Source organism: Leifsonia shinshuensis, from assembly GCF_013410375.1.
GTDB classification, from domain to species: domain Bacteria; phylum Actinomycetota; class Actinomycetes; order Actinomycetales; family Microbacteriaceae; genus Leifsonia; species Leifsonia shinshuensis.
On record NZ_JACCFL010000001.1, the window covers coordinates 2,521,485 to 2,547,521 of the forward strand.

Here is a 26,037-nt window from a genome sequence, read left to right on the forward strand (position 1 = left end):
CCCCCATGAGCTCCTCGGGAACCGACTTCAGCGATCTGCGCGCGCTCTTCATCAACACGACCCTCACCCGCTCCCCCGGCCGCAGCCACACCCAGTCCCTGATCGACGCGAGCGCGTCGATCACGGCCGGCCAGGGTGTGCGGGTCGACCAGTTCCGCTCCGTCGACCACCCGATCGCGACGGGCGTCTACCCGGACATGCGCGAGTACGGCTGGGAGGTCGACGCCTGGCCCGAGCTGTTCCCGCGCGTGCTCGCGGCCGACATCCTCGTGATCGGCGGCCCGATCTGGCTCGGCGACAACAGCAGCGAGACCAAGAAGATCATCGAGCGCCTCTACGCGCACTCCGGCGAGCTGAACGAGAAGGGCCAGTGGCTGTACTACGGCCGGGCGGGCGGGTGCCTCATCACCGGCAACGAGGACGGCATCAAGCACTGCGCCTCCAACGTCCTCTACAGCCTCCAGCACATCGGCTACTCGATCCCGCCGCAGGCGGACGCCGGCTGGATCGGCGAGGTGGGGCCGGGCCCCAGCTACGGCGACGACCTCGGCGACGGCCGGCGGGTGGGCTTCGACAACGAGTTCACCAACCGGAACACGACCTTCCTCACCTGGAACCTCCTGCACCTGGCCCGGCTGCTGAAGGACGCCGGCGGTTTCCCCGACTACGGCAACCAGCGCCGGGAGTGGGACGCCGGGACGCGGTTCGACTTCCCCAACCCCGAGTACCGGTCCTGAGCCCGCGTCACGGCGCTCACCGGGACGTCGGGAGCGCGAACGCGAACCGGTCGTCGGCCGTGTACCGGTACTCGTCGTCGCAGCGGTAGCCGCGTAGCCACTGCACGCCGTCGACCACGCGCAGGTAGAAGCCCTTCGGGAACTCCACATCGTCGCTCAGCGGCGCGGCCGCGACCTTCAGCGAACCCGCCGGCGACCGGCCGGCCGACAGCACGGAGTCGGGCGCGTTCGCCTGCGACCGCAATGCCAGCCCGAGGTACGGGCCGGTGTCGGGCGGGCACAGCGCCAGGCCCTGCTCCTGTGCCGCCGCGTAGACGTCCGGCAGGGTTCCGCCGTCGTCCAGGCCGAGCTCGCCGACGCCGCGGTCGACCACGGTCAGCTCCACCCGATCCCGCAGCTCGAAGGCGGCGTGATCCAGCAGGGTCTCGGCGTACGCGTTCAGGTGCACGCCCCGGGACTGCAGGGCTGCCCGCAGTTGCGTGCGGGTGGATCCGCCAACGCTCAGCAGGATCGGGTCGGCGGGTTCCACGGCTCCAGGCTACCGTCCGCGTCACGACCACGCTCCGCGCGGGTCTCCCTGGTATGACGACCCTCGACACCCGCCTCCCCGACACGACGGGCCGCTGCCCGCGCTGCCACGGCCGCACGGCCTACCCGTCCATCGTCACCGTCGACCGGAGCCCGCGCTTCACGATGGTGTGCGCCTCCTGCGGCACGGCTCGCGACTCAACCGGCCGAACGTAGGATGAGGCGGTGAGAGACCGCCGACCCCGCACCCGCCCGGACGGGGCAGCACGCACGGACGACCGATCCCGACCGGACGGCCTGTCCCGCCGCGGGTGGCTCATCCTCGTCGGTGCGGTCGGCGCCGTCGCGGTCGCGGTCCTCTCCGTCGCCGCCTTCGCCATCGCCGCCCCCGCTGGCCACGCCGAGGCCGACCTGACGGCCGCTGCCCCGCCCGCTCCCCCGAACCCGCCGGAGCCGGGCCCCACCCCGCTCGGACTGCCTCCGCGACCGACCCCCACTCCGCCCGTCGCGACCGTCCCGGAGCAACCGGTGGCCGGCATCCCCACCGGCGCCTGCCTGCAGGTCTTCCCGTCGCCGCGGGCGGCCGCCTATCCCGTCGTCGACTGCGGGGCGCCGCACATCGCCCAGGTGCTCTCGAAGGGCACCCTGCCTCAGCCCGCAGGCGCCGCGTTCCCCGGCGCGCAGGCCCTCAACGCGCAGGTCAGCGACCTCTGCACCGCTCCCGGGCTCCTGAACTGGGACTGGGTCGCCGTGTGGAACGAGGACGTCCAGGTGGAGCTGCGCTACCCGGACACCGCGGCGCAGTGGGCGTCAGGAGACCGCACGTACGAGTGCTTCGTCGACACGTACTCCCGCCACGAGCTCACCGGGAACGCTGTGGCGGCCCACTGAGCCTCAGGCGCCCACGTACTCCGCCAGGTGCTGCCCGGTCAGCGTCGACCGGGACGCCACCAGCTCGGCGGGCGTTCCCTCGAACACGATCCGGCCGCCGTCGTGGCCGGCTCCGGGACCGAGGTCCACGATCCAGTCGGCGTGCGCCATGACGGCCTGGTGGTGCTCGATGACGATGACCGACTTGCCCGAGTCGACCAGCCGGTCCAGGAGGCCGAGCAGTTGCTCCACGTCGGCCAGGTGGAGGCCGGTGGTCGGCTCGTCCAGCACGTAGACACCGCCCTTCTCGGCCATGTGGGTGGCGAGCTTGAGGCGCTGCCGCTCGCCGCCGGACAGCGTGGTGAGCGGCTGGCCGATGGTGAGGTAGCCGAGGCCGACGTCGGCCAGGCGCTGCAGGATCGCGTGAGCCGCCGGAATGCGCGACTCTCCGGCCCCGAAGAACACCTCCGCGGCCTCCACGGAGAGCGCCAGCACCTCGCTGATGTCCAGGCCGCCGAACCGGTACTCCAGCACGGACGCGTCGAAGCGCTTGCCCTCGCAGACCTCGCAGACCGTCGAGACGCCGGCCATCACGCCGAGGTCGGTGTAGATCACGCCCGCGCCATTGCAGTTCGGACAGGCGCCCTCGGAGTTGGCGCTGAACAGCGCGGGCTTGACACCGTTGGCCTTCGCGAACGCCTTCCGGATCGGCTCCAGCAGACCGGTGTAGGTGGCCGGGTTGCTGCGCCGCGAGCCGCGAATGGCGCCCTGGTCGACCGAGACGACGCCCTCGCGCGGCGACACCGAGCCGTGGATCAGCGAGCTCTTGCCCGACCCGGCGACGCCGGTCACCACGACCAGGACGCCGAGCGGGATGTCGACATCCACGTCCCGCAGGTTGTGCGACGTCGCCCCGCGCACTTCCAGCACACCGGAGGGCGTCCGCACCGACTCCTTCACCGCGGCCCGATCGTCCAAGTGCCGGCCGGTGAGGGTGCCGCTCCCCCGCAGCCCCTCGATCGTCCCCTCGTAGACGATCTCTCCCCCGGCGGCGCCCGCGCGCGGCCCCAGGTCCACCACGTGGTCGGCGATCACGATCATCTCCGGCTTGTGCTCGACCACCAGGACGGTGTTGCCCTTGTCGCGGAGCTGGATCAGCAGTTCGTTCATCCGGCGCATGTCGTGCGGGTGCAGGCCGACCGAGGGCTCGTCGAAGACGTACGTGATGTCGGTGAGCGACGAGCCGAGGTGCCGGATCATCTTGGTGCGCTGCGCCTCGCCGCCCGACAGCGTGCCAGACGGGCGGTCGAGCGACAGGTAGCCGAGGCCGATGTCCACGAAGGAGTCGAGCGTGCCCTGGAGATTCGCGAGCAGCGGCGCGACGGACGGCTCATCGAGTCCGCGCACCCACTCCGCGAGGTCGCTGAGCTGCATCGCGCAGACGTCGGCGATGCTCACGCCGCGGATGAGCGAGGACCGCGCGCCCTCGTTGAGCCGCGACCCGCCGCACTCGGGACACGGGGCGAAGGTCACGGCGCGCTCCACGAACGCGCGGATGTGCGGCTGCATCGCGTCGACGTCCTTCGACAGCATCGACTTCTGGACGCGGGGCACGAGACCTTCGTAGGTGAGGTTGATCCCGTTGATCCGGACCTTCACCGGCTCCTTGTAGAGGAAGTCGTGCAGCTCGGTCTCGGAGTAGTCGCGGATCGGCTTGTCCGCGTCGAAGAAGCCGGACTCGCTGAACATGCGCACCGACCAGCCGTCCGCCGTGTAGCCGGGCACCGTGATCGCGCCGCCGGACAGGGACTTGGACTCGTCGTAGAGCCGGGTCAGGTCGATCTCCGACACCGTGCCCATGCCCTCGCAGCGCGGGCACATGCCGCCGGTCTGCTCGAAGCTGCGCTTCACGGTGCCCTTGCCCTCGATCGAGATGGCGCCGGCGCCGCGCACGGTCGGGATGTTGAACGAGAAGGCCTGCGGCGACCCGATGTGCGGCTGCCCGAGCCGGCTGAACAGGATCCGCAGCATGGCGTTGGCGTCGGTGACCGTGCCGACCGTCGATCGCGAGTTGGCGCCCATGCGCTCCTGGTCGACCAGGATGGCGGTCGTGAGCCCCTCCAGAACGTCCACGTCGGGACGCGCGAGGGACGGCATGAACCCTTGCACGAACGCGCTGTAGGTCTCGTTGATGAGGCGCTGCGACTCCGCGGCGATCGTCCCGAACACCAGCGAGCTCTTGCCGGAGCCGGACACCCCGGTGAACACCGTCAGCCGCCGCTTCGGCAACTCGACGCTGACGTCCTTGAGGTTGTTCTCCCGCGCTCCGCGGACCCGGATGACGTCGTGGCTGTCCGCCCGCTCCCGTCCGTCCGCCGCCGTGGTCGCGCTCGTGGCCGTGGTCATCGCCGCACTCCGTCCTTCGGTGTCGTCTCCGATCTAACCAGGTGCGGCCGACGCGTTCCCCTCGCCCGCCCTACGGCGCCGCGAGAGGCCCGCGTCCGTCTCGGCAGATGGGGACTGATACTCACAGGGCGTTTTCAGTATTCTTCGCTTGACGGCCACGGTCAGCCGCGGCCCACGACAGAAAGGGTGTGTGCGATGTCCTCCACCGATCCTCTCGACTCCGCTGTCCGCGACCTGTCCCTCGACGCCTCGGAGATGACCCGTTCGGCGATCAACGGCATCCGGGCGGTGCTCGGCGTCAGCGGCGCCGTCGCGGTGATCCTCGGCGTCGTCCTGCTGTTCTGGCCGGAGAAGACGATCGCGGTCCTCGCGATCTTCCTCGGCATCTACTTCCTCATCGCCGGGATCATGCGACTCGGCGTCGGGATCTTCGCCCGCGGCATCGGGGGCGGCATCCGGACGCTCAACATCATCCTCGGCGTCCTGCTGGTCTTCCTCGGCGTCGTGACGCTCAAGAACGTCTCGACCGCGGCGACCGTCCTGGTGATCTTCGCGCTGGCGTTCATCGGCGTCGGCTGGATCATCGAGGGCGTGATGGCACTGGTGGAGGCCGGGCGCTCCCGGTCCGCCGGCTGGGCGATCGCCTACGGGATCCTCAGCATCATCGCGGGCCTCGTGGTGCTGTTCGTCCCGGCGGCGTCCGCCGCGTTCCTGATCCTGTTCGCCGCGATCGCCCTGATCGTGCTCGGCATCATCGGGATCGTCCGCGCGTTCACCTTCGGGCGCGAGGTGCTGAAGGCGACGGCGGCGCCGGCCGCGCCGGCCGCGGCCTGACGCGGCGGCACCGCGGGCGGCCCTAGCGGCCGCCCGCGCGCACCGGCAGGTGCCGGTCCCACCAGTCGAGGATGATCTCGAAGCGCTCCCGGCGGTGCCGGGGGCGGCCGCTGCGGCTGAGCTCGTGGTCCTCCCCGGGGAAGATCACCAGCTCGGCCTCGACGCCGCCGCGCTTGAGCGCCGCGTAGTAGCGCTCCGCCTGCCCGAGCGGGCAGCGCAGGTCGCTCGACGAGTGCAGCACCAGCGTCGGGGTCCGAACGCGGTCGACGACGGCCTGCGGGCTCTGCGACGCGATCCCGGACGGGTCGGTTCCGGTGTACTCGTCGCTGAAGAAGCTGCCGATGTCGCTCGTGCCGATGAAGGCCGCCGGGTCCAGGTAGCCGCGCTCGACGATCGCCGCGGCGAAGCGGTGGTCGTGGGCGATCGTCCAGGCGGTCAGGTAGCCGCCGTAGGAGCCGCCCATCACCCCGACTCGCTCGCCGTCGAGCCCGGGCACCTCGGCAACCGCGCCGTCGAGGAAGTCCAGGACGTCCGCCAGGTCGACCGTGCCCATCCGCTGGCGGATGACGCGCCCGTGGTCCTGGCCGTAGCCCGCCGACCCGCGCGGGTTGCACATCACCACCGCGTAGCCGGCCGCGGCGTAGACCTGCGCCTCGTCGAACAGCGCGTGCGTGTAGGCCGCGAACGGGCCGCCGTGGATGTTGAGCAGCACGGGGTGCGGGCCGGCGCCGTCGGGGACGACGACCCAGCCGTGGATCGGGTAGCCGTCCCTGCCGGTGACGGTCAGCTCGCGCGGCGCGATCACGCCGGCGGCGCGGAGGTCGCGGGAGAAGTCGGTGAGCCTGCGGAGGCCGCCGTCCTCGACCACGGCGACGTCACCCGCGGTCCCGGCGTCCGCCACGCTCGCCACGACGGTCTCGCCCGCCGTGCCGACGCCGTTCACCAGGATGGTGCCGTCGGTGAGCCGGCGGGCCGACCCGCGCGAGTCGACCTCGGTCAGCACCAGGGCGCCGCGGCTGCGGTCGGTCACCAGGACGCTGTCGTCGCGGAACGCGATGATGTCCGACTCCGTCAGGTCCACGGTCTCCGGGTCGGTGAGGAGGCGCGGCGCCTCCCCCGGGCGGTCGATCGCGTAGAGGGCGGTGTTCTTCGCCACGAAGTCGCGGCCGCCGGGGCCGACGTCCTGCGCGCTGAAGTAGAGCACGCCGTTCAGTCCGTACTCGACGGCCACGATGGAGAAGTCGCCGTGCTCCCCCGTCGCGTCCACCGGCTCGCGCCCGCCGTCGACGGGCACGAGGAAGACGTTGGAGCGCAGGTCGCCGTCGCGGCCGTCGTGCCTGGCCGAGACGAACGCGAGCGTCGAGCCGTCCGGGGAGAACGCGATGGTCGTGTCGTCCCAGTCCCCGCCGGTCACCGCGCGCGGCGTGGCGACCGTCGGCGTCGGCCGGGTCGAGCCGTCCGCCTCGGGGATCGGCATCACCGGCGGCTCCGCCCAGACGTCCGGCACGGGCACGAGGTAGACGTGCGCCCGCCGGTCGGTGATGTAGCCGAGCCCGTTCGCCTGATATTTCAGCGTGTCGATCCGGCGCGCCCGCTCCCCGTTCGGGTCGATGCCCTCGACCGTTCCGTAGCGCCCCTGCTCCGGGTCGCGGCTCACGAAGGCGAGCGTGCGCCCGTCCGGCGACCAGGCGAACTCGGTCACGCCGAGCTTGCGGTCGGTGACGACGACCGGCTCGCCGCCCGCGGCGTCCACCACGAGCAGCTGCGACGGGACCTTCGGGCCGCCGCGGAGGAACGCGATCAGGCGGCCGTCCGGCGAGAACGCCGGTGCGCCGTCACGGAACCCGCGGGTGAGCCTGCGCGGCGCCGCGTGACCGGAGAGCGGGATGTTCCAGAGCTGGCCCACCGTCGCGTCGGCCGCCAGGGAGGGATGCGTGACCGACACGACCGCGCGACCGCCGGCCGGGTGGACGGTGGGACGGGAGACCCCGGTGAGGAGCTCCAGGTCGGCCGGCCTCATTCGCTGATCGGCTCGAAGCTGGAGACGTCGCCGACGAGACGGGTGTGGTCGGCCGGGATGGGATCGACCACGGCGGATGCGACCTCGGCGGCGAACTCGCCGACGTTGTACAGGCGCCCGGCGGCCTCCTTGCGCGCGTCGATCGCGCCCGGGTTCAGCCGGTTCAGCAGCGTGGCGGTGATCGTGCCCTCGATCATGTCGCCGGAGACCACGACGAACTCGACGCCCTTCTCGGTCAGCTCGGGGAGCAGGGCGCGCAGGGCGTCCTCGCCCGCCCGCTTGCTGAGCGCGACGGCCTCATACTCGGGCATCGTCGGGGTCGAGCGGATGAAGTGGGCCTGGTGGCTGGTGACGAACACCACGCGCGAGCCGCTCGACATCAGCGGGAGGGCCGAGGTCAGGACGTTCACCTGGGCGTCGCGGTTGAGCTGCATCGCGTAGTCCTCCGCCATGCCGGACTCCATGCCGCCGGAGGCGTTCAGGACCAGGATGTCGAGGCCGCCCCACTCGTCGGCGATGGTCTGGAACAGCGAGCGGACCGACTCGGGGTCGGTCAGGTCGGCGCCGACGGTGATGGCCGTGCCGCCCTGCTCGCGGATCGCGTCGGCCAGCTTGACGGCGCGCGCCTCCTTGTTGCGGTAGTTGATGGCGACCGCCGCGCCGGCGTCGGCGAGGTACTGGACCGTGTCGGCGCCGATGCCCCGCGACGAACCGGTGACGAGGGCGCGTTTGCCGGTGAGGCTGCCCTGCTCGAGCGGGCTGGCGGACGCGGAAGCGTTGGACACGGGTACTCCTAGAGCGTTGGACGACACGGCTTTCTGAGACTACCAAGTGCGTTCCGTACTGCGGGCCGCGCGAATGCTAGCGTTCTAGCAAGTACATAGTGATGTGTCGAGAGGGGGAAGCTCATGGACATCACGTCCTACGCCTGGATCGCGTGGCTCGTCCTCATCCTCGTGTTCGTGATCATCGAGATGCTGACGCTGGACTTCGTCTTCCTCATGATCGCGATCGGCAGCCTGGGCGGTCTGCTCGCCGGGCTGCTCGGGGCGCCCTGGTGGCTGCAGCTCATCATCGCCGCCGCGCTCTCGGTGGTCCTGGTGTTCTTCATCCGGCCGCCGCTGCTGCACCGGCTCAAGCGGGGCGGCGATCCCACCAAGAGCAACGTCGACGCGCTGATCGGCATGAACGGCGTGGTCGTCTCGACCGTCTCGCGCACCGCCGGCCTGGTCAAGCTGTCCGTCGGCGAGACCTGGACCGCCCGGCTCTCCCCCGCGCAGGCCGGTCCCGCGGAGCTGGTGCCCGGCGAGCACGTCATCGTCCTGAGCATCGAGGGCGCGACAGCCGTCGTGGCCCCGTCCCCCGTGTCGGCGGGAGCCGGCGACCTCACCGAGAGGAGCCTGACGTGACCGATGTCACCCAGCTCGTCGTGACCATCGTGGTCTCGGTCATCGTTCTGGTGATCGCGATCTTCGTGCTGGTCACGCTGTTCCGCGCCATCCGGATCATCCCGCAGGCGCGGGCCGGGGTGGTGGAGCGGCTGGGCCGGTATCACAAGACGCTCACCCCGGGCCTCAACGTGGTCGTGCCGTTCATCGACAAGGTGCGGCCGCTCATCGACCTCCGCGAGCAGGTCGTCTCCTTCCCGCCGCAGCCGGTGATCACCGAGGACAACCTGGTCGTCTCGATCGACACGGTGGTCTACTTCCAGGTGACCGACGCGCGCGCCGCGACGTACGAGATCGCCAACTACCTCGGCGCCGTCGAGCAGCTCACCACGACCACCCTCCGCAACGTGGTCGGCGGCCTCAACCTCGAAGCCGCGCTGACCAGCCGCGACAACATCAACGGCCAGCTCCGCCTGGTGCTCGACGAGGCCACCGGCAAGTGGGGCATCCGAGTGTCCCGCGTCGAGCTGAAGGCGATCGACCCGCCCGTTTCCATCCAGGACTCGATGGAGAAGCAGATGCGCGCCGAGCGCGACCGTCGTGCGCTGATCCTGACGGCCGAGGGCACGAAGCAGTCCGAGATCCTCAACGCGGAGGGTCTGCGGCAGGCCGCGATCCTCAAGGCGGAGGGCGACGCGAAGGCCGCCGTGCTCCGTGCGGAGGGCGAGGCGAAGGCGATCACGACCGTCTTCGGCGCCATCCACGAGGGGAACCCGGACAACCTGCTGCTGGCCTACCAGTATCTGCAGACGCTGCCGAAGCTCGCCGAGGGCAGCGCGAACAAGCTCTGGGTCATCCCGAGCGAGCTCACGGAGGCGCTGAAGGGCATCGGCCAGGCGTTCGGGCCGAAGGGCTCCGCACCCGCCGGGCCGGGCGTGGTCCCCGCCGCTGCGCAGACCGCGCCGTCGGTGGAGCCCGCCGTCGCGGCGCCCGCGGCCCCGACTCCCCCGCCCGTTCCCTCGGCCTGACGTTCTGGGCGTGAGGTTCCTCGACGGGCCGCGGCCGCGCATCATCGCGCACCGCGGCCTCGCCGTCGGCGCGCCGGAGAACACCCTGCTGGCGTTCCTGAAGGCCCTGAGCGCGGGCGCGACGCACCTGGAGACCGACGTGCACGCGTCCGCCGACGGCGAGGCAGTGGTCAGCCACGACCCCGACCTGGCCCGGGTGGCCGGTCGCGACGGCCGCGTGGACCAGCTCGCGCTGGCGGAGCTGCGGCGCATCCCGCTCGGCGACGGCCAGACCTTCTGCTCACTCGCGGAGGCGCTGGACGCGTTCCCCGAGGCGCGGTTCAACATCGACATCAAGGACCAGCGCGCCGCCGCTCCCGCCGCCGCGGCGATCCTCCGGGCCCGAGCGGCCGACCGCGTGCTCCTCACGAGCTTCTCCGCGGCCCGCAGGAAGGCCGCGACCGCCGCCCTGCCGGAGGTCGCGGTGTCGCCGTCGGTCACGGAGTTCGTGCCGGCTCTGATCGGTGCGAAGCTGGGGATCCGGCCGCTCGCCCGCCGGGCCCTGCGCGGGTTCGCGGCGGTGCAGATCCCGGAGCGCCGCGGACCGCTGCGCTTGGTCACGGCCCGCACCGTCCGCGCGGTGCATGCGGCCGGCGCCGAGGTGCATGTGTGGACTGTGGACGACGTGGCCGACATGAACCGGCTGCTCGACCTGGGAGTCGACGGCATCGTCACGAACCGCTGCGACCTCCTGAAATCCCTGGTCGAGACGCGGAACTGACGTCGCGGCCCTTCGCCGACACTGTGAGCCCACTGAGAGAAGGGGGCACGCGGAAAGAGAATCCCCAGCTTGCTGGTTTATAAAAGTGAGGATTCGCGCGAAGAGGAGACCACACGATGGCAGATCGCAGTTTGCGCGGAATGAGGCTTGGCGCCCAGAGCTTACAAAGTGAAGAAGGCGTCGTCTACTCTCCGCGTTCCCGTTACACCTACCTGTGCCCCGACTGCGGCAAGGAGACCGAAATGGTCTTCGCCGCCGAGGCCGAGGCTCCCGATGCCTGGGAGTGCAAGCACTGCGGGCACGAGGCCCGCCGGCTTGTCGACGACAAGCCCGTCGAGATCGACCACTCGGACGTCAAGACGCCGCGCAGCCACTGGGACATGCTCCTGGAGCGTCGCACCCGCGCCGAGCTCGAAGAGCTCCTCGAGGAGCGGCTCCAGTACCTGCGCGCACGCCGCGGGACGACCGAGCACAAGCACACCGCCTGACGGTCGCACCCGTTCAGCCGCTCTCACCCCTGGGGTGGGAGCGGCTTTCTCATGCCGGCGGTTTTCTGATCACGGGCGCCGGCAGTCTGCGGCAGAGCGCTGCCGCCAGCAGGCCGAAGAGCCCGAGGCCGGCCACGAGGAACTCGATGCCGCGGCTGAGCAGCGTCGACGGGGTGGTGGTCGTGCCGAGCGGGACGTCCGCGACCATGTGGCCGGGCTGGAACGGCGGGATCTCGGTGATGGTCTTCCCGTCCTGGGCGATGATCTGGCTGCTGCCGACCGTCGAGATGTTCACCAGGGCGCGTCCCGACTCGATCGCGCGCAGCCGGGCGATCGCGAGCTGCTGCTCGTTCTCGTCGGTCTTGCCGAAGTCGGCGTTGTTCGTCTGCGCCAGGATGACCTGCGCGCCATCGTCCATCATGTCGGTGAGGAGCTGGTCGTCGACGATGTCGAAGCAGATCGAGATGCCCGCGCGGACGCCGCCGACGTCGAACACGTTGTCGCGCGTCCCCGGCGAGTAGTCGCGGCCGATCAGGTCGATGAGGCTCGGGGCGAGCGGTCGCCAGAACGAGCGGTCGGGCACGTACTCGCCGAACGGGACCGGGTGCTTCTTGTCGTAGTAGTCGACGGCGCCCTTGCCCGCCTCCCACTGCAGCGACGTGTTGAAGTACTTGCCGTCGCGGTAGGTGATCGTCCCGACGATGAACGGAGCGCCGAACTTGCGGCTCAACAGGTCCAGGACGGAGGCTGTGCCCGGGTCGCGCGTGGGGTCCGGCTGGGCGGCGCCCTCCGGCCAGACGACCATGTCGAGCTTCTTGTCCCCGGTCGACTGCGACGCCGGGATTTTGAGCGTCTCGGTGATCTGGGTGTCCAGGACCGCCCCCTCCGGCGCGTTGTCGAAGTACCCGGCCGGCCCGTTGCCCTGCACCGCGGCGATGCGGGTGGTCCCGTGCGTCGTCGCCGGCCACGACGGCACCGCGAGCACCAGCGCGATGGCGCCGGCGGCGACGGCGCCGCGCACGAGCGCGCGCACGTCGACCGCGAAGAACAGCTCGATCAGGAGGGCGACCAGCCAGACCATCACGAAGCTCAGGCCGGAGATGCCGAGCCAGGCCACCAGCGGCGCGTACGGGCTCAGCGACTGCGACTCCGCTACCCGGCCCCAGGAGAAGCCGCCGTAGGGCCAGTTGCCCGTCACGTACTCCCGGAGCACCCAGAGCCCTGCGACGATCACGGGCACCAAGCCGAGCCGCCCGGCGATGCCCGGCCACGCTCGCGGCACCCAGCGGTAGGCCAGGGTGAGCAGGACGCCGCCTGCGCCCCAGAACAGCGCCTCCAGGGTCGAGAGCGCGACCCACGGCACCGGCCCGAGGTACAGCGAGGTCCAGGAGACGTGCACCAGGTAGAACGCCTCGCCCGCGAGCCAGCCGACCAGGAATGCGTTCCCCGACGTCCGGCCGCGCTGCGCGAGCAGCACCATCCCGATGCCGACGAACGTCAGCGGCCACAGGTTCTGCCCGGGGAAGCCGGCGGCGAGGACGGGACCGGCGCCGATCGCGACGAGGACCGCGAGCCAGAGCGGCAGCGGCGCCGGCGGCAGCGCAGCGCGCCGCGATCGGCGGGCGCGCGGCGTTCGGGTCACGAAGGGAGAGCCTAAAGCATCACGCTCGGCGTCCCTCACAGCCGTGGACTCAGGCACCTGCGTCCCCTCAGGCAACGGCGCCCCCTCAGGCAACGGCCGAGTACGCCACGATGCCGCGGCGGATCGACTCCAGAGCCTGTCGCGCGGTACGCCCGACGTTGCCCTGCGCGACCAGCGAGAGCTGATCCAGGAGGTCGATGGTCTGCTTCGCCCAGCGCACGAAGTCGCCGGCGGCCATGTCCGCCTCGCGGAGCACCACGTCCAGCGCCGCGCCGCGCGCCCACTGATGCATCGCCAGCGCGAGCGCGGTTGAGACGGGCTCACTGCCCGGGAGGCGGTTGTCGCGCTCCAGGTCGTCCAGCCTGGCCCACAGATCGGTCGTGCGCTCCAGTGCGGGCCGGAAGGCGCCGCGCGGGAGGTTGCGGTCGTGCGCCAGGCCGTCGTCGCGGCGCGGCTCGAAGACGAGTGCGCACGCCATGGCGGCGAGGCCGGCGGCGTCGAGCTCCTTCCAGTACCCGCGGCGCAGGCACTCGGCGACGAGGAGGTCGCGCTCGCCGTAGATGCGCTTGAGCGTGCGGCCGTGCACGGTGAGGGCGGTCTCGCCGTCCTCCTCGGTCAGGTAGCCGAGTTCCAGCAGCACGTCGGACACCCGGTCGAAGACCTTCGCGACGGCGCCGGTGCGGGACTGGATCTGCGCGCTCAGCCGGTCGGTGTCGCGCTTCAGCTTCCACCAGCGCTCGGCCCAGCGGGCGTGCTGCTCGCGGTCCGGGCAGCGGTGGCACGGGTGCTCTTTCATCCGCTTCCGCAGCGCGGCGAGCTGGCGCTGCCGGCGCTCGCGCTCGGCCTTGGAGGCGTTCTCGATGCGCTGGCCCTTCTTCTCCAGGTCGCTGAGCTCGCGGCGGATGCGCGAGTACTCGCGGAAGTCGCCGAGGTGGCACTCCATCGCCTTCTCGTAGCCGGCGAGCGACTCCTCCTGCTGCCGCACCTTGCGGGCCAGGTCCACCACGGCGCGGTCGGCCTGGAACTGCGCGAACGACGACTCCAGGATCTCCCGGGTCCGCGTCCGGCCGAACTGGTCGATGAGGTTGACCGCCATGTTGTAGGTGGGCCGGAAGCTGGAGTTGAGCGGGTAGCTGCGCCGGGAGGCCAGCGACGCGACCGACTGCGGGTCGAGGCCGTCCTCCCACTGGATCACGGAGTGGCCTTCGACGTCGATGCCGCGGCGACCGGCGCGCCCGGTGAGCTGGGTGTACTCCCCCGGCGTGATCGGCACGCGGGCCTCGCCGTTGAACTTCTCCAGCTTCTCCAGCACGACGGTGCGGGCGGGCATGTTGATGCCGAGCGCCAGCGTCTCGGTCGCGAACACGACCTTGACCAGCTTGCGCCGGAACAGCTCCTCCACGACCTCCTTGAAGGCCGGCAGCATGCCGGCGTGGTGTGCCGCGACGCCGCGCTCCAGGCCCTCCAGCCACTCCCAGTAGCCGAGGACCGCCAGGTCCTCGTCGAGCAGCGTGCGGCAGCGCTCCTCCACGATCGCGCGGATCTCGTCGCGCTCGCGCGCCTCGGTGAGCCGGACGCCCTCGCGGAGCGTCTGCCGGACGGCAGCGTCGCAGCCGTTCCTGCTGAAGATGAAGAAGATCGCCGGGAGCAGGTTGTGCTCGTCCAGCAGCCGCACGATGTCGGGCCGGTTCATCCGGAACGTGTCGGGGCGGCCGCCGCGCGAGTGGTAGCGCCCGACGTCGCGGGTCTGCCGGCCGGAGAGGACGCGGCCGCCGTAGCGCGCCATCTGCACCAGCTCCGGGTTCACCCGGTTGGTCGCAGCCAGCCCGGACGAGTCGAACAGGTCGATCAGCTTGGAGCGCATCAGGATGTGCTGCTCCAGCGGCACCGGGCGTTCCTCCGACACGACGACATCGGTGTCGCCGCGCACGGCCTGCAGCCAGTCGCCGAACTCCTCGGCGTTGGACACCGTCGCGCTGAGCGAGACCATCCGGACCTGCTGCGGGAGGTGGATGATGACCTCCTCCCACACGGCCCCGCGGAACCGGTCGGCCAGGTAGTGCACCTCGTCCATCACGACGTAGGCGAGGTCGCCGAGGAGGTCGGAGTCGGCGTACAGCATGTTGCGCAGCACCTCGGTGGTCATCACCACGATGCGGGCGTGCGAGTTGATGTTGGTGTCGCCGGTCAGGAGACCCACGGACTCCGGTCCGTACGCCTCGACGAACTCCTGGAACTTCTGATTGCTCAGGGCCTTCATCGGCGTGGTGTAGAACACCTTCGAATTCGCCTCGCGCATGGCGAGGAACACCGCGAACTCCGCCACGATGGTCTTTCCCGCTCCGGTCGGCGCCGCGACCAGCACGCTCCGACCGTTCTCCAGGCTCGCGCAGGCCTCGCGCTGGAAGGGGTCCAGGTCGAATCGCAGCCCGGCCCGGAACGTCTCCAGCAGAGGCTGCTGGGCCCGCTGCCGGGAGGCGGCGAAGCGTTCGGCCGGGGAGAGCTGCTGCTGGTCGGTCACGCGACCAGCCTATGCCGCGAGCTCGGCCTCCAGTCGCATCGCCGCCTTGGCCGCGCGGCGGTCGTGCAGCCAGGCCACGGCGTAGGCGCCGAAGTAGAGCAGCACCATCGGCACCGCGAGCAGGAACATCGAGAGCACGTCGGCCGCGGGGGTGGCGATGGCGGTGAAGAGCGCGATCAGGATGATCGCCCAGCGCCACGAGGCGATGATCGACTTGGCGCTCAGCACGCCGACGAAGTTGAGCAGGACCAGGAAGACCGGCAGCACGAACGCGACGCCGACCGCGAGGACGAGCTTGGTGACGAAGTCGATGTAGGTCTTCGCGTCGATGATCGCGGAGTCCTGCTCCGGCGCGAAGCTGGTCAGCAGCCCGACCATGTGCGGCACGAGCAGCCAGCCGGCCACCCCGCCCGCGATGAACAGTGGCACCGCCGTGAAGAAGAACCCGAACGCGTACTTGAGCTCTTTGCGCGTCAGGGCCGGGACGAAGAACGCCCAGATCTGCCACAGCCACACCGGGCTCGAGACGATCACGCCGATGGTGATCGCCATCTGCATCTTGAGGTCGAACGCTCCGGTGATGCTGCCGTAGTTGAGCATGGCTTCGCGGCCCTGCTGCTTCGCGATCTCGGTGATCGGGGAGCGCAGGGCGTCCATCACGGGACCCGCGAGGATCCAGCCCACGACCGCGCCGACCAGCAGGCCGAGCGCAGCGCGGAACAGACGTTTACGAAGCTCGATGAAGTGCTCGGCCAGCGACATCCGGCCTTCGCGGTTCTTGCCTCGCTTGGTGGAGGCCACTCAGCTACTGCTTCGGCTTGGACTCGGTCGAGTCGGAGCTGGGAGCAGGACCGGTGGGCGCGGGGGCGCTGGGCGCCGCGGCGCTGGGCGCGGAGGACGTGTCGGCGCCCGCGTCGGCGGAGCCGTCCTTGCCGTCCTTCTTCATCTCGTCGACCTCGCCCTTGAAGATCCGCATGGACTGACCGATGCTCTTGGCGAGCGCGGGGAGCTTGGGCGCACCGAAGAGGAGCAGGATGACCGCGAGAATGATGAGCAGGTGCCATCCGGTGAGGCCGCCGAGCATGATTTACGTCCTTTTGTTCAAGTACGAGTAGCGGAACGGGTCCGCGTTGACGAGTATTTTACCGCGCTGGACCCGCCGATCTCTGCGAGCTTGCCGTGCGACCTGACGGTCGGCCACGGCCTGCTCGCGCTGAGCCCTGAGCTCTTCCGCATCGGCGAAGACCGCGCTGTGAAACTCAGCGTACCGCATGTCATCCGACCGTTGCCTGAGCAGGTCGGCCTTGTCGATCAGCGCGCTCGCCTCGCGGCCGGCTGCCATCACCTTGCGGAACAGCCACCAGGCGAAGAACGCGAGCATGCCCAGCAGGCCGAGCACCAGCACGACCCAGATGACGACCCACGACCACCACGGCATGGAGGGAGCCTAACGGTAGCGGTCGGCGCCCGCACGCGCCCATTCCGCGACGAGCTGCCTGGCCTCCGGCGGGTCGAGCACGGTCAGGACGCCGGCGAGGCCCGCCACGAGGCGCTTGAGACCGTGGAAGTGGGCGACGCGGACGCTCGTGCGGATGACGCCGTCCCGCTCCTGGCGCGGCGCGCCGTCCGGGATGTAGTCCTCGATGAGCGGGACGGCGGACGCGGAGACCTCGACGGTGACCAACTGGTCCTCCGGCGTCCCCTCGAACAGCGTCTCCGGCAGCTTGAGGTCGCCCGGCCGGTAGGTGATCGGCTCCGCGGTGGCGACCAGGCCGTCGATGCGGTCGAGCCGGAAGGTCCGGATCGCCGTGCGCAGGTGGTCCCAGCCGCGCAGGTACCAGTCCTGGTCGGCGGACTCGACGCGCAGCGGGTCGACCCGGCGGCGCTCGCGCTCGCCGCGCGAGTTGAGGTAGTCGAACTCCAGCTGGGTGCCGGCGATGACGGCCTCCCGGATGGTGGCGAGCGCCTCGTCCGACTCCGAGCGGGCGACAGCGACCTGGCTGGGCGCCGCGGACGCGCCGCGGGCGAGCTTGGCCATCAGCGAGCCGATCACGTCGCGGTCGGCGTTCTCCGGCAGCGCGGTCAGGTACTGGAGGCCCGCGATGAGCGCGGCGGCCTCGCGGGCGGAGAACCGGGGCGAGTCGTCGATCGCGACCTGGTGGGTGAGGACGATGCGGTCGTTGTCCTCGAACTCGTCCCAGGAGATGTCGAACAGGTCGCCCGGCTGGTACGCGTTCGTCTCGCCGGGGATGCCGGAGACGGCGATGAGCCGCACGGCGTCGCGCATGCTCTCCTCGTCCACGCCGAAGTGCTCGGCGGCCTCCGCGACGGTCACCCGGTCGCGGTCCATCAGGTACGGCACCAGCGCCAGCAGGAACGCCAGCTTGTCCTGCGCCTGCATCGGTCGCCTGCGCTCAGCCACGGCCCCGTCCCTCCCCCGCGCCCGGAGCGGGCCGCTCGTGCGCCTCGGCGACCGCGATCAGCCGGTCGACCACCTTGCCGCGCAGCTCCTCGGGCGAGAGCACCAGCACCTCCGGGCCGAACGCCGCGAGCTGGTCGGCGAGGATGTTGATGTCGGAGAAGTTCACGGTCAGGCGGAACGCCCCGCCCGGGTGCTCGGCGGGGACGGCGTCGCCGTAGCGCTTGCGCAGCCGCGTCGCGGCGTCGGTTCCCGCCGTCACCTCGATCTCGGCCACGTTGGCCGCCCAGATCCGCTCGAGGTCCTCGAGCGCGCGCTCGGCGAAGTCGTCTCCCTCCGGCACGAAGGTGCGGTTGGTGACTTTGACCGGGCCGACCATCCGGGAGAGCAGGAAGGTGCGCGAGCCGCCGGCCTCCTGGTCGATGCCCTGCAGGTGCCAGCGGCCCTGGTGCTGCACGAGCGCGAGCGGCGCCACCGTGCGCACGCGGGACGCGCTCTCACCGGGCTTGAGGTAGGGGAACTGGACGATCGCGTGCCGCTCCAGCGCCTGGCTGAGCGGGTCGAACGCGCTCTCCCGCGCGCGCAGCCGCGGCGCGTAGCCGACGACCGGCTCGTCGGCCTCCACGCCGAGCGAGCGCAGCTTCATGAGCGCGCGGCGCGACTCCCCCGACAGCGACCCCTCGCGCCAGACCGTGGCGGCCAGGCCGAGCAGGGTGATCTCCTCCGGGGAGAAGACCACGTCCTGCGGGAGGTCGTAGGCGCCCTTCGGGATGCGGTAGCGCAGCAGCTGGTTGTTCCCGGCCGCCTCCGGCGACTCCACGGTCTCCAGCGGCACGCCGAGCTCGCGGATGTCGTCCTTGTCGCGCTCGAACTGGCGCTCCAGGCTGCTGTTGTCGCCGTGCGCCTCGTAGCGCTGGCGGTAGCCCTGGACGGTCGAGAGGATCTCGTTCTTCGTCAGGCCGTTCTCGGTCGCGAGCAGCGCCAGCACGAGGCTGAACAGACGCTCCTCGACCGGGACGCGCGCGGGCGAAGACGAGGATCGGGGCACCCGACCATCCTAGTCGGGAGTCAGCGGATGCCGAGGATGTCGACCACCCAGGCGGCGGCGGGGACGTTGCCGTTGGCCGGTGCCTCGATGACCAGCTGCGAGCCGACCTTCTGGCCGATCAGCGGCTTGAGGACCTCCTGCGGCAGCGCCTGGTTGAGCGCGCTCTGCCCGGTGCTCATCGACACGATGTCGGGCGACTTGCTCTGCCAGCTGCTCATGACCACGTTCTTCTGGTCCCAGCCCACGGCGGTGTAGTGCAGGACGACCTGCGAGGTGGCCTTGACCTCCTCGCCGTCGCCCTCCTTGAGGACCTCGCTGCGCACCGTCTTGGGGGCGCCGCCGGAGGACGGGATCGTGATGCCCGGCTGGCCGGTCGGCGCGAGCACGACGGTCGGGAAGCCGGAGACCGCGGGACGGACGGCGCCGTTGGCCGCGGGCAGGTAGGCGTGCATGATGTCGGCGACGAGGATCGTCGTGTTGCCCGACCCGGCGCCGCCGGAGTCCTTCGGCGAGATCGCGACGGCGACGCGGGAGCCGACCGGCGCGCAGAGCAGGCCGTTGCTGATGGCGGCGTTGGAGTTGCCGATCGTGATCGGCGTGGTGTCGCCGCCGTAGCTGCCCTTCTCGCCGACCTGGCCGGTCTGGCCGTCGAGGAGCGTGTACTGGATCTCGACCATCTGGCCGTTGATGACCGGCTGGCCGGTCCCGGTGGTGAGGATCGTGCGCTGCGACGTCGTCGTGTCGACGGGCGTCGGCATGCTGATCGTCGGCTCGCTGCCGATCGGTCCCGTGGCCGTCACCAGCGACGACGCCTGACCGCTCTTCAGCGCGGAGCCGCAGTCGGCGTTCGGGTTGGACGAACATCCGGTCAGCGCCGCGGCGGCGATGCCGACGGCGAGGAGGGCAGCGGACGATCTTCCGAGTGCGGTAGCAGTGCGCACGGGTCCTCTTTCGATGCGAACGGTGGGGAGGAGCGTCAGGCAGCGCGCCTCACGACCTCATCCATGCTAGTCGACGTGCGGGTCGCGCTCGTCACCGGCGCCGGCGTCCGCCGCGGCCTCCGCGCCGCCGTCGCGGGCGAGCGCCGCGCTGGCCTCGGCCTCCCGCATCCGCTTGCGCAGGCTCTTCGGGCTCGACTGCCGCTCCCCCAGCGCGCCGGGCGTCCAGGCCTCGACGTCGGCGTCGTCGTAGTCGCTCTTCGACGGCCGGCGCTTGAGCTCGGGCAGGACGGTGTCCGGCGCCAGGCGGCGGGCGGTGATCAGGAAGCCGGTGTGGGCGATCATCCGGTGGTCGGGGCGCACGGCGAGGCCCTCGACGTGCCAGCCGCGGACCATCGTCTCGCTCGACTGCGGGTGCGTGTAGTGGCCGGTCGCGCGGATCGCCTCGGCGACGCGGGAGAGTTGCGTCACCGTGGCGACGTAGCAGAGCACGACGCCGCCGGGCTTCAGCGCCGCGGTGACGGCGTCCAGCGTCTCCCACGGCGCGAGCATGTCGAGCACCACCCGGTCGACGCTCGCCGGCTCGACGGCGGCGGTCAGCTCCTCCTGCAGGTCGCCGACGGTGACCGTCCAGTTCGCCGGGTCCCCGCCGAGGAAGGTCGCTGCGTTGGCGCGGGCCACATCGGCGAACTCCTCGCGGCGCTCGAACGACAGCAACCGGCCTTCCGGACCGATCGCGCGCAGCAGCCACAGCGACAGCGCGCCGGAGCCGACGCCGGCCTCCACGACCGTGGCGCCGGGGAAGATGTCGGCCAGCGCGAGGATCTGCGCGGCGTCCTTCGGGTAGATGATCGCGGCGCCGCGCGGCATCGACATGACGAAGTCGTTGAGCAGCGGGCGCAGCGCCAGGTGCTCGACGCCGGCGTTGTTGACGACGACCGAGCCGTCGGGCAGGCCGATGATGGCGTCGTGCGCCAGCACGCCGCGGTGGCTGTGGAAGAGCTTGCCCGGCTCCAGGGTGATCGTGTTCATGCGGCCCTTGGGGCCGGTCAGCTGGACGCGGTCGCCCACCCGGAACGGGCCGGAGCTCCGACGGCCCTCGCTCGAGTTCTCGGCGCTCATCGTGCGTCCTCCTGATCGATGACGGTCGGCTGATCGATGACGGCGCGCCGCCCGGCGGCCACGGCCGCGATGTCGTCGGCCGTGCGGCCCTCCAGCGTGTCCCACAGCGTGTGCTCGTCCGACTCCGGCAGCGGCACGATGTGCGGGACGCCGATCGTCGCGGCCCCCGACGCCACGGCCGAGGACAGCCCGACCAGGGAGTCCTCGATCGCCACGGCGTCGCCGGGCTCGACGCCCAGCAGCTCGGCGGCGCGCAGGTACGGCGCCGGATGCGGCTTCGGCTCGATGACCTCGTCGCCGCTGACGATGATGTCGAAGGCGTCGAACGGGATGGCCGCGACGATCTGCTCCGCCATGCTGCGCACCGACATGGTCACCAGCGCTGTGCGCACACCCTGATCGCGCAGCGACCGGAGCAGCTCGCGCGCGCCGGGCCGCCACGGGACGCCCTGCTCGGCCAGCCGCTGGCGCACCCGCTCGGTCAGCCAGTGCACGATCTCGTCCGGGTCCATCGCCACCCCGCGCGAGCGCAGGATCTCGGCCGAGTTCCAGAGCCCGAGGCCGACCAGCAGCAGTCCGTCATCGTGGGTCCAGGTGCCGCCGAACGAGCCGACGAGCTCCTGCTCGGAGGCCATCCAGTACGGCTCGGTGTCGACGAGGGTGCCGTCCATGTCCCAGAGGACGGCGGCCGGCAGCGGGTGCGTGGTCAGATCGGTCACGACCGGCAAGTCTATCGCGACGGGGTCGGGGCCTATCCTTGGTGGATACGGCGGCCGAACGGGCGCCGACCGAGAGGACGAGTACGCCACGTGACTGACGCGAAGAACATCCTCGGCGGCCGCATCCTGGTTGTGGCCTTCGAAGGGTGGAACGACGCAGGCGAAGCGGCCAGCGGCGCCGTGAAGACGCTCAAGGAGCAGCTCGACGTCGTCCCCATCGCCGAAGTGGATCCGGAGCTCTACTTCGACTTCCAGTTCAACCGCCCGGTGGTCACCGACGACGACGGCCGCAGGCGCCTGGTCTGGCCGTCCGCGGTCGTCATGGGCCCCGCCCGGCCGGGGAGGGTCGGCGACGCGCTCGCGGGCGACGCCGAGCTCGACGTCACCGGCGACAACTCCGGCAACATCTACCTCCTGCTCGGCACGGAGCCGTCGCGCAGCTGGCGCAGCTTCACGGCCGAGATCATGGACGCCGCGCTCGCCGAGGACATCGGCGTGATCGTCTTCCTCGGCGCGATGCTGGCCGACGTTCCGCACACCCGGCCGATCTCGGTCTTCGCCTCCAGCGAGTCGGCGGCCGTGCGCGCCGAGCTCGGCATCGAGCGCTCCACCTACGAGGGGCCGGTCGGCATCCTCAGCGCGCTCGCCGAGGGTGCGGAGGACGTCGGCATCCCCTCCATCTCGATCTGGGCGTCCGTGCCGCACTACGTGCACAACGCGCCGAGCCCGAAGGCGGTCCTCGCCCTCATCGACAAGCTCGAAGAGCTGGTCGACGTCACGATCCCGCGCGGGTCGCTGGTCGAGGAGGCCGCCGCCTGGGAGGCCGGGATCGACGCGCTCGCCTCCGACGACGAGGAGATGGCCGCCTACATCCAGCAGCTGGAGCAGGCCCGCGACACCGTCGACTCCCCCGAGGCCAGCGGCGAGGCGATCGCCCAGGAGTTCGAGCGCTACCTCCGCCGCCGCGGCGACGGGCGGGACGGCCGCGACGGCAAGGCGGGCGACGACCCGCGCCGGGGCTGATTCCCGCCCGAATTCACCCGCGCCTCCTGTCGTCCCTGGCGTGTCGCGCGGCCATCAGGCCTCCAGCGTGCCCGTCCCCAGCAGGACCATCAGCAGCCCGCCGAGCCCGATGCGATAGACGACGAACGGCAGGAAGCTGCGCCGCGAGATGTAGCCCATGAAGAAGGCGATCACGACGATTCCGACCACGAAGGCGACGACCGTCGCGGCCGCGGTCTCGACCGGGCCGAACACCTCGGCGGTGCACGTGCCTGCCTGGGCCAGCGCCTCCGTGCAGGGTTCCTTGAACGCCTTGAACAGCTGGTACAGCCCGCTGCCGAACACGGCGGGGATCGCCAGCAGGAACGAGTAGCGCGCGGCCGCACGGCGCTGGTAGCCCATGAACAGGCCGGCCGTGATCGTGCCGCCGGAGCGCGAGACGCCGGGGATCAGGGCGAGCGCCTGGGCGAAACCGAAGACGATCCCGTTCCCCCAGGTGAGCTCCTTCAGCCGCCGGGTCTTCGCGCCGACGCGGTCGGCGACGCCGAGCAGGATGCCGAAGACGATGAGCGTCGTCGCCACGATCCAGAGCGAGCGGAAGGTCGTCTCGATCGCGTCCTGGAAGAGCAGCCCCAGCACCACGATCGGGACGCTGCCGACGATCACCAGCCAGCCCATCCGGGCGTCGGGATCGTTGCGCGGGATCCGGCCGAGCAGGGCCTGGAACCAGCGGCTGACGATGCGCGCGATGTCGCGCCAGAAGTACAGCAGCACCGCGGCCTCGGTGCCGAGCTGGATGATCGCGGTGAAGCGGGCGCCGGGGTCTGCTCCGGTGCCCAGCAGCGTCCCGACGATGCGGATGTGGGCGCTGGAGGAGATCGGCAGGAACTCGGTGAGTCCCTGGACGACACCCAGGATGAGGGCGTTGAGGAATTCCACGAAAGCTCTTTCAGTAGCTGCGCAGCAGGTCGCGCAGGACGGACCTGCCGAACACTAGCGCCTCCAACGGCACCCGCTCGTCGACGCCGTGGAACATCCCGGGGAAGTCGAGGTCGCTCGGCAGTCGCAGCGGCGCGAAGCCGTAACCGGTGATCCCGAGCCGGCTCAGCGCCTTGTTGTCGGTGCCCCCGGAGAGGAGGTACGGGAGCACGGGGGCGCCGGGATCGTGCCGCTCGAGGGTGCCGGTGATCGCGTCCACCAGTTCGCCGCCGAACTCCGCCTCCAGGCCGATGTCGCGGTGCATGACCTGGATCTCCACGTCGTCGCCGATCAGCTCACGGACCTCCGCGAGCACGCGGTCCTCCTCGCCCGGCAGCGTCCGGATGTCGACCAGCGCCTCGGCGGTGTCCGGGATGACGTTGTGCTTGTAGCCGGCCTCCAGCAGCGTCGGATTGCTCGTGGTGCGCAGCGTGGCGAGGATGAAGCCGGCGGCGGTGCCGGTGCGGATGACGACCTCGTCCGGGCCGACCTGCTCCGGGTCGACGTCGAGGAGCCGGCCGAGCTCGGCCACGAGCCGGGTGGTGGTGTCGGTCAGCTGGATCGGCCACTCCCGCCTGCCGATCGCGACCACCGCCTCCGCCAGCTTCGTGATGGCGTTGTCGCGGATCAGCCGCGACCCGTGCGCGGCGCGCCCGCGGGCGATCAGCTTGATCCAGACCAGGGACTTCTCCCCGGTCTGCAGCAGGTACGCGCGCCGGCCGCCGAGCTCGATCGAGTAGCCGCCGACCTCGCTGATGGCCTCCGTGGCCCCGGCGAACAGCTGCGGCTGGGTGTCGACCAGGAAGTGCGAGCCGCGCCGGCCGCCGTCCTCCTCATCGGCGAAGAAGGCGAGCACCAGGTCGCGCTCCGGCTGCTCCCCCGCGGCCAGGATGTCGCCCACCGCGGTCAGGATCATGGCGTCCATGTTCTTCATGTCGACCGCGCCGCGGCCCCAGAGCAGGCCGTCCTTCACCACGCCGCCGAACGGGTCGACCGACCAGTTGCGCGGGTCGGCGGGGACGACGTCCAGGTGGCCGTGCACGACGAGGGCGGGCTTGGCGCTGTTGCGGCCCTCCACGCGGGCGACGACGCTCGTGCGGCCCGGGTCGGACTCGAACAGCTGTGGGGCGAGGCCGAGCGCGCGCAGCCGCGCCTCGACGTACTCGGCCGCGTCGGTCTCGCCGTTGGACCGGCCCTCCCCGTAGTTGGTGGTGTCGAACCGGATGAGGTCGCGCGCGATGACGGCGGTCTCGTCGAGGGCGGTGTCGGGAGTGTCGGTCATGCGTCCACGCTACCGGGCGCTCCCACCCGCCACGCCCGGGGTGCGCGACGATGTCGGAGCGGGTGAACGTTTCGTGCTAATGTCTTTCTTCGGCAGCCGGAACGATCGGCGGCCGGAAACACCCGTCCGGGTGGCGGAAATGGCAGACGCGCTAGCTTGAGGTGCTAGTGCCCGTATAGGGCGTGGGGGTTCAAGTCCCCCCTCGGACACACAGGATGAAGGCCCCGATCAGAGATCGGGGCCTTCGTGTTATTACGTCACGCCTTGTTACTACGTCACGGCTTTCGAGGTGCTGCCGTCGCCGCCGTGGTGGTCGTATGGTGACGATCATGTCCCCCAAGCCGTCGGAGCAGAGTCTGTTCACGGTCCTCTTCGCGCTCGGCGCGAACATCCTCGTCGCGCTCGCGAAGACGATCGCGGCGATCATCACCGGGTCCGCGTCGATGGTCGCGGAGGCGGCGCACTCCTGGGCGGACTCCGGCAACGAGGTCTTCCTGCTGCAGGCCGAGCGGCGCGCGCGCCGGCCGCAGGACGACCTCCACCCCACCGGCTACGGCCGGGAGGCGTACGTCTGGTCGCTGTTCGCCGCCGTCGGGCTGTTCACGGCCGGCGCCGTCGTGTCGATCCTGCACGGGTTCGCCCAGCTCGGCAGCGGAGAGCCGGACACCGACTACCTGATCAACTACATCGTGCTCGCCGTCGCCTTCGTGTTCGAAAGCTTCTCGTTCGTGCAGTCCTACGGCCAGGCCCGGTCGAGGGCGGCCGAACGCGACACCGGGACGCTGGAGCACATCCTCAGCACCTCCAACCCGACACTGCGCGCGGTCGTCGCGGAGGACGCCGCCGCCCTCATCGGCCTGGTCATCGCGTTCTTCGGCGTGCTCCTCCACGAACTCACCGGCAACGCCGTGTTCGACGCGGTCGGCTCCATCCTGGTCGGCATCCTGCTGGCGGTCGTCGCGGTCGTGCTGATCGACCGCAACCGGCGCTTCCTGCTCGGCGAGCCGGCGCCGGACCGGGTCAACCAGGCGGCGCTCGTGTCGCTCCTGCAGCATCCGCAGGTCGAGCGGGTCACCTATCTGCATCTGGAGTACGTGGGACCGGAGCGGGTGTTCCTCGTCGCCGCCGTCGACCTGATCGGCGACGACCCGGAGTCCGATGTCGCCGACGATCTGTACGCGGTCGAGCAGGCGATCCAGCGCAACGAGCATGTCGCCGAGGCCGTGCTCACGCTGTCCCGGCGGGGCGCCCCCTCGCTGCTGCCGCACGACCCGGACGCGCTTGAGCCGAGATAGCGGTCACATCCC

The 26,037-nt window shown here is 71.0% G+C and carries 26 protein-coding genes and 1 tRNA gene; 11 read left to right on the forward strand and 16 right to left on the reverse strand.

Annotated elements, in window-relative coordinates; genetic code table 11:
* Positions 1 to 5 precede the first annotated feature (5 nt).
* Complete coding sequence (locus HNR13_RS12185; protein ID WP_179606093.1) at positions 6 to 737, forward strand: flavodoxin family protein; 732 nt, start codon at positions 6 to 8, stop codon at positions 735 to 737.
* Between the two features lie 16 nt (positions 738 to 753).
* On the opposite strand, the gene HNR13_RS12190 is transcribed toward HNR13_RS12185, so the two are convergent.
* Complete coding sequence (locus HNR13_RS12190; RefSeq protein ID WP_179606095.1) at positions 754 to 1,266, reverse strand: hypothetical protein; 513 nt, start codon at positions 1,264 to 1,266, stop codon at positions 754 to 756.
* A gap of 53 nt (positions 1,267 to 1,319) precedes the next feature.
* On the opposite strand from HNR13_RS12190, the gene HNR13_RS12195 reads away from it, so the two are divergent.
* Together HNR13_RS12195 and HNR13_RS22040 are read left to right on the forward strand one after the other, a co-directional pair.
* On the forward strand, positions 1,320 to 1,481 hold the full coding sequence (locus HNR13_RS12195) for a hypothetical protein (protein WP_179606097.1): 162 nt from the start codon (positions 1,320 to 1,322) through the stop codon (positions 1,479 to 1,481).
* Between the two features lie 9 nt (positions 1,482 to 1,490).
* Complete coding sequence (locus tag HNR13_RS22040; RefSeq protein WP_179606099.1) at positions 1,491 to 2,156, forward strand: septum formation family protein; 666 nt, start codon at positions 1,491 to 1,493, stop codon at positions 2,154 to 2,156.
* 3 nt (positions 2,157 to 2,159) lie between these two features.
* Here HNR13_RS22040 and HNR13_RS12205 read toward each other — a convergent pair whose 3' ends face one another.
* A complete protein-coding gene (locus HNR13_RS12205; protein WP_179606101.1) occupies positions 2,160 to 4,541 on the reverse strand; it encodes an ATP-binding cassette domain-containing protein in 2,382 nt (793 codons plus the stop codon).
* A gap of 195 nt (positions 4,542 to 4,736) precedes the next feature.
* Here HNR13_RS12205 and HNR13_RS12210 point away from each other — a divergent pair, with 195 nt between their 5' ends.
* The gene (locus HNR13_RS12210; protein WP_179606103.1) at positions 4,737 to 5,375 is read left to right on the forward strand and encodes an HdeD family acid-resistance protein; all 639 of its coding nucleotides are present in this window, start codon (positions 4,737 to 4,739) and stop codon (positions 5,373 to 5,375) included.
* A 22-nt stretch (positions 5,376 to 5,397) separates the two neighbouring features.
* On the opposite strand, the gene HNR13_RS12215 is transcribed toward HNR13_RS12210, so the two are convergent.
* Both HNR13_RS12215 and HNR13_RS12220 read right to left on the reverse strand, forming a co-directional pair.
* Positions 5,398 to 7,395, reverse strand: coding sequence for an alpha/beta hydrolase family protein (locus HNR13_RS12215; RefSeq protein ID WP_179606105.1), 1,998 nt, complete (start codon positions 7,393 to 7,395; stop codon positions 5,398 to 5,400).
* On the reverse strand, positions 7,392 to 8,180 hold the full coding sequence (locus HNR13_RS12220) for an SDR family oxidoreductase (RefSeq protein ID WP_179606107.1): 789 nt from the start codon (positions 8,178 to 8,180) through the stop codon (positions 7,392 to 7,394). The genes HNR13_RS12215 and HNR13_RS12220 overlap by 4 nt, the downstream gene beginning before the upstream one ends.
* 123 nt (positions 8,181 to 8,303) lie before the next feature.
* Between HNR13_RS12220 and HNR13_RS12225 the strand changes: the two genes are divergently transcribed.
* The 4 genes from HNR13_RS12225 to HNR13_RS12240 all read left to right on the forward strand — a co-directional run bounded on the left by HNR13_RS12225 (position 8,304) and on the right by HNR13_RS12240 (position 11,059).
* Positions 8,304 to 8,804, forward strand: coding sequence for an NfeD family protein (locus HNR13_RS12225; protein ID WP_179606109.1), 501 nt, complete (start codon positions 8,304 to 8,306; stop codon positions 8,802 to 8,804).
* On the forward strand, positions 8,801 to 9,811 hold the full coding sequence (locus HNR13_RS12230; protein ID WP_179606111.1) for an SPFH domain-containing protein: 1,011 nt from the start codon (positions 8,801 to 8,803) through the stop codon (positions 9,809 to 9,811). The genes HNR13_RS12225 and HNR13_RS12230 overlap by 4 nt, the downstream gene beginning before the upstream one ends.
* Positions 9,812 to 9,821: 10 nt before the next feature.
* On the forward strand, positions 9,822 to 10,571 hold the full coding sequence (locus HNR13_RS12235) for a glycerophosphodiester phosphodiesterase family protein (protein ID WP_179606113.1): 750 nt from the start codon (positions 9,822 to 9,824) through the stop codon (positions 10,569 to 10,571).
* 116 nt (positions 10,572 to 10,687) lie between these two features.
* Entirely contained in the window at positions 10,688 to 11,059 is a 372-nt protein-coding gene (locus tag HNR13_RS12240) for an RNA polymerase-binding protein RbpA (RefSeq protein ID WP_179606115.1), read from the forward strand.
* Between the two features lie 49 nt (positions 11,060 to 11,108).
* Here the strand turns inward: HNR13_RS12240 and lnt are convergent, their stop codons facing one another.
* The 10 genes from lnt to HNR13_RS12290 form a co-directional block, all read right to left on the reverse strand.
* A complete protein-coding gene (lnt, locus tag HNR13_RS12245) occupies positions 11,109 to 12,701 on the reverse strand; it encodes an apolipoprotein N-acyltransferase (RefSeq protein WP_179606117.1) in 1,593 nt (530 codons plus the stop codon).
* 85 nt (positions 12,702 to 12,786) lie between these two features.
* Positions 12,787 to 15,222, reverse strand: coding sequence for a DEAD/DEAH box helicase (locus HNR13_RS12250; RefSeq protein ID WP_179606119.1), 2,436 nt, complete (start codon positions 15,220 to 15,222; stop codon positions 12,787 to 12,789).
* A gap of 9 nt (positions 15,223 to 15,231) precedes the next feature.
* On the reverse strand, positions 15,232 to 15,984 hold the full coding sequence (gene tatC / locus HNR13_RS12255) for a twin-arginine translocase subunit TatC (protein WP_179609420.1): 753 nt from the start codon (positions 15,982 to 15,984) through the stop codon (positions 15,232 to 15,234).
* 43 nt (positions 15,985 to 16,027) lie between these two features.
* Positions 16,028 to 16,306: a Sec-independent protein translocase subunit TatA gene (gene tatA, locus HNR13_RS12260; protein WP_179606121.1), complete on the reverse strand. Its 279-nt coding sequence runs from the start codon at positions 16,304 to 16,306 to the stop codon at positions 16,028 to 16,030.
* A gap of 3 nt (positions 16,307 to 16,309) precedes the next feature.
* Complete coding sequence (locus HNR13_RS12265) at positions 16,310 to 16,660, reverse strand: hypothetical protein (protein WP_179606123.1); 351 nt, start codon at positions 16,658 to 16,660, stop codon at positions 16,310 to 16,312.
* Positions 16,661 to 16,669: 9 nt separating this feature from the next.
* On the reverse strand, positions 16,670 to 17,644 hold the full coding sequence (locus HNR13_RS12270) for a WYL domain-containing protein (protein WP_179606125.1): 975 nt from the start codon (positions 17,642 to 17,644) through the stop codon (positions 16,670 to 16,672).
* On the reverse strand, positions 17,637 to 18,689 hold the full coding sequence (locus HNR13_RS12275; RefSeq protein WP_179606127.1) for a WYL domain-containing protein: 1,053 nt from the start codon (positions 18,687 to 18,689) through the stop codon (positions 17,637 to 17,639). Before HNR13_RS12275 ends, HNR13_RS12270 begins: the two co-directional genes overlap by 8 nt.
* Positions 18,690 to 18,709: 20 nt before the next feature.
* Positions 18,710 to 19,630, reverse strand: a complete 921-nt coding sequence (locus HNR13_RS12280; protein ID WP_179606129.1) for an FKBP-type peptidyl-prolyl cis-trans isomerase — start codon at positions 19,628 to 19,630, stop codon at positions 18,710 to 18,712.
* Positions 19,631 to 19,696: 66 nt separating this feature from the next.
* Positions 19,697 to 20,749 (reverse strand): tRNA (adenine-N1)-methyltransferase, encoded by a 1,053-nt coding sequence (locus tag HNR13_RS12285; protein ID WP_179606131.1) that lies wholly within the window; start codon positions 20,747 to 20,749, stop codon positions 19,697 to 19,699.
* The gene (locus HNR13_RS12290) at positions 20,746 to 21,468 is read right to left on the reverse strand and encodes an HAD family hydrolase (protein ID WP_343063541.1); all 723 of its coding nucleotides are present in this window, start codon (positions 21,466 to 21,468) and stop codon (positions 20,746 to 20,748) included. Before HNR13_RS12290 ends, HNR13_RS12285 begins: the two co-directional genes overlap by 4 nt.
* 90 nt (positions 21,469 to 21,558) lie before the next feature.
* Here HNR13_RS12290 and HNR13_RS12295 point away from each other — a divergent pair, with 90 nt between their 5' ends.
* The gene (locus HNR13_RS12295) at positions 21,559 to 22,491 is read left to right on the forward strand and encodes a PAC2 family protein (RefSeq protein ID WP_179606132.1); all 933 of its coding nucleotides are present in this window, start codon (positions 21,559 to 21,561) and stop codon (positions 22,489 to 22,491) included.
* A gap of 54 nt (positions 22,492 to 22,545) precedes the next feature.
* Here HNR13_RS12295 and HNR13_RS12300 read toward each other — a convergent pair whose 3' ends face one another.
* Both HNR13_RS12300 and HNR13_RS12305 read right to left on the reverse strand, forming a co-directional pair.
* Positions 22,546 to 23,409, reverse strand: a complete 864-nt coding sequence (locus HNR13_RS12300; RefSeq protein ID WP_179606134.1) for an undecaprenyl-diphosphate phosphatase — start codon at positions 23,407 to 23,409, stop codon at positions 22,546 to 22,548.
* A 10-nt stretch (positions 23,410 to 23,419) separates the two neighbouring features.
* Complete coding sequence (locus tag HNR13_RS12305; protein WP_179606136.1) at positions 23,420 to 24,730, reverse strand: M20/M25/M40 family metallo-hydrolase; 1,311 nt, start codon at positions 24,728 to 24,730, stop codon at positions 23,420 to 23,422.
* Between the two features lie 124 nt (positions 24,731 to 24,854).
* On the opposite strand from HNR13_RS12305, the gene HNR13_RS12310 reads away from it, so the two are divergent.
* A tRNA-Leu gene (locus HNR13_RS12310) sits at positions 24,855 to 24,939 on the forward strand.
* A 120-nt stretch (positions 24,940 to 25,059) separates the two neighbouring features.
* Positions 25,060 to 26,025: a cation diffusion facilitator family transporter gene (locus tag HNR13_RS12315; protein ID WP_246312752.1), complete on the forward strand. Its 966-nt coding sequence runs from the start codon at positions 25,060 to 25,062 to the stop codon at positions 26,023 to 26,025.
* The last annotated feature ends 12 nt before the right edge of the window (positions 26,026 to 26,037 follow it).

What these genes read in the sequence shown, in the direction of transcription:
- HNR13_RS12185 (WP_179606093.1), top strand. Translation starts at nt 6, where the DNA reads ATGAGCTCCTCGGGAACCGACTTCAGCGATCTGCGCGCGCTCTTCATC.
- HNR13_RS12195 (WP_179606097.1), top strand. Translation starts at nt 1,320, where the DNA reads ATGACGACCCTCGACACCCGCCTCCCCGACACGACGGGCCGCTGCCCG.
- HNR13_RS12205 (WP_179606101.1), bottom strand. Translation starts at nt 4,541, where the DNA reads ATGACCACGGCCACGAGCGCGACCACGGCGGCGGACGGACGGGAGCGG.
- HNR13_RS12210 (WP_179606103.1), top strand. Translation starts at nt 4,737, where the DNA reads ATGTCCTCCACCGATCCTCTCGACTCCGCTGTCCGCGACCTGTCCCTC.
- HNR13_RS12215 (WP_179606105.1), bottom strand. Translation starts at nt 7,395, where the DNA reads ATGAGGCCGGCCGACCTGGAGCTCCTCACCGGGGTCTCCCGTCCCACC.
- HNR13_RS12225 (WP_179606109.1), top strand. Translation starts at nt 8,304, where the DNA reads ATGGACATCACGTCCTACGCCTGGATCGCGTGGCTCGTCCTCATCCTC.
- HNR13_RS12240 (WP_179606115.1), top strand. Translation starts at nt 10,688, where the DNA reads ATGGCAGATCGCAGTTTGCGCGGAATGAGGCTTGGCGCCCAGAGCTTA.
- tatC (WP_179609420.1), bottom strand. Translation starts at nt 15,984, where the DNA reads ATGTCGCTGGCCGAGCACTTCATCGAGCTTCGTAAACGTCTGTTCCGC.
- tatA (WP_179606121.1), bottom strand. Translation starts at nt 16,306, where the DNA reads ATGCTCGGCGGCCTCACCGGATGGCACCTGCTCATCATTCTCGCGGTC.
- HNR13_RS12265 (WP_179606123.1), bottom strand. Translation starts at nt 16,660, where the DNA reads ATGCCGTGGTGGTCGTGGGTCGTCATCTGGGTCGTGCTGGTGCTCGGC.
- HNR13_RS12285 (WP_179606131.1), bottom strand. Translation starts at nt 20,749, where the DNA reads ATGAGCGCCGAGAACTCGAGCGAGGGCCGTCGGAGCTCCGGCCCGTTC.
- HNR13_RS12305 (WP_179606136.1), bottom strand. Translation starts at nt 24,730, where the DNA reads ATGACCGACACTCCCGACACCGCCCTCGACGAGACCGCCGTCATCGCG.
- HNR13_RS12315 (WP_246312752.1), top strand. Translation starts at nt 25,060, where the DNA reads ATGTCCCCCAAGCCGTCGGAGCAGAGTCTGTTCACGGTCCTCTTCGCG.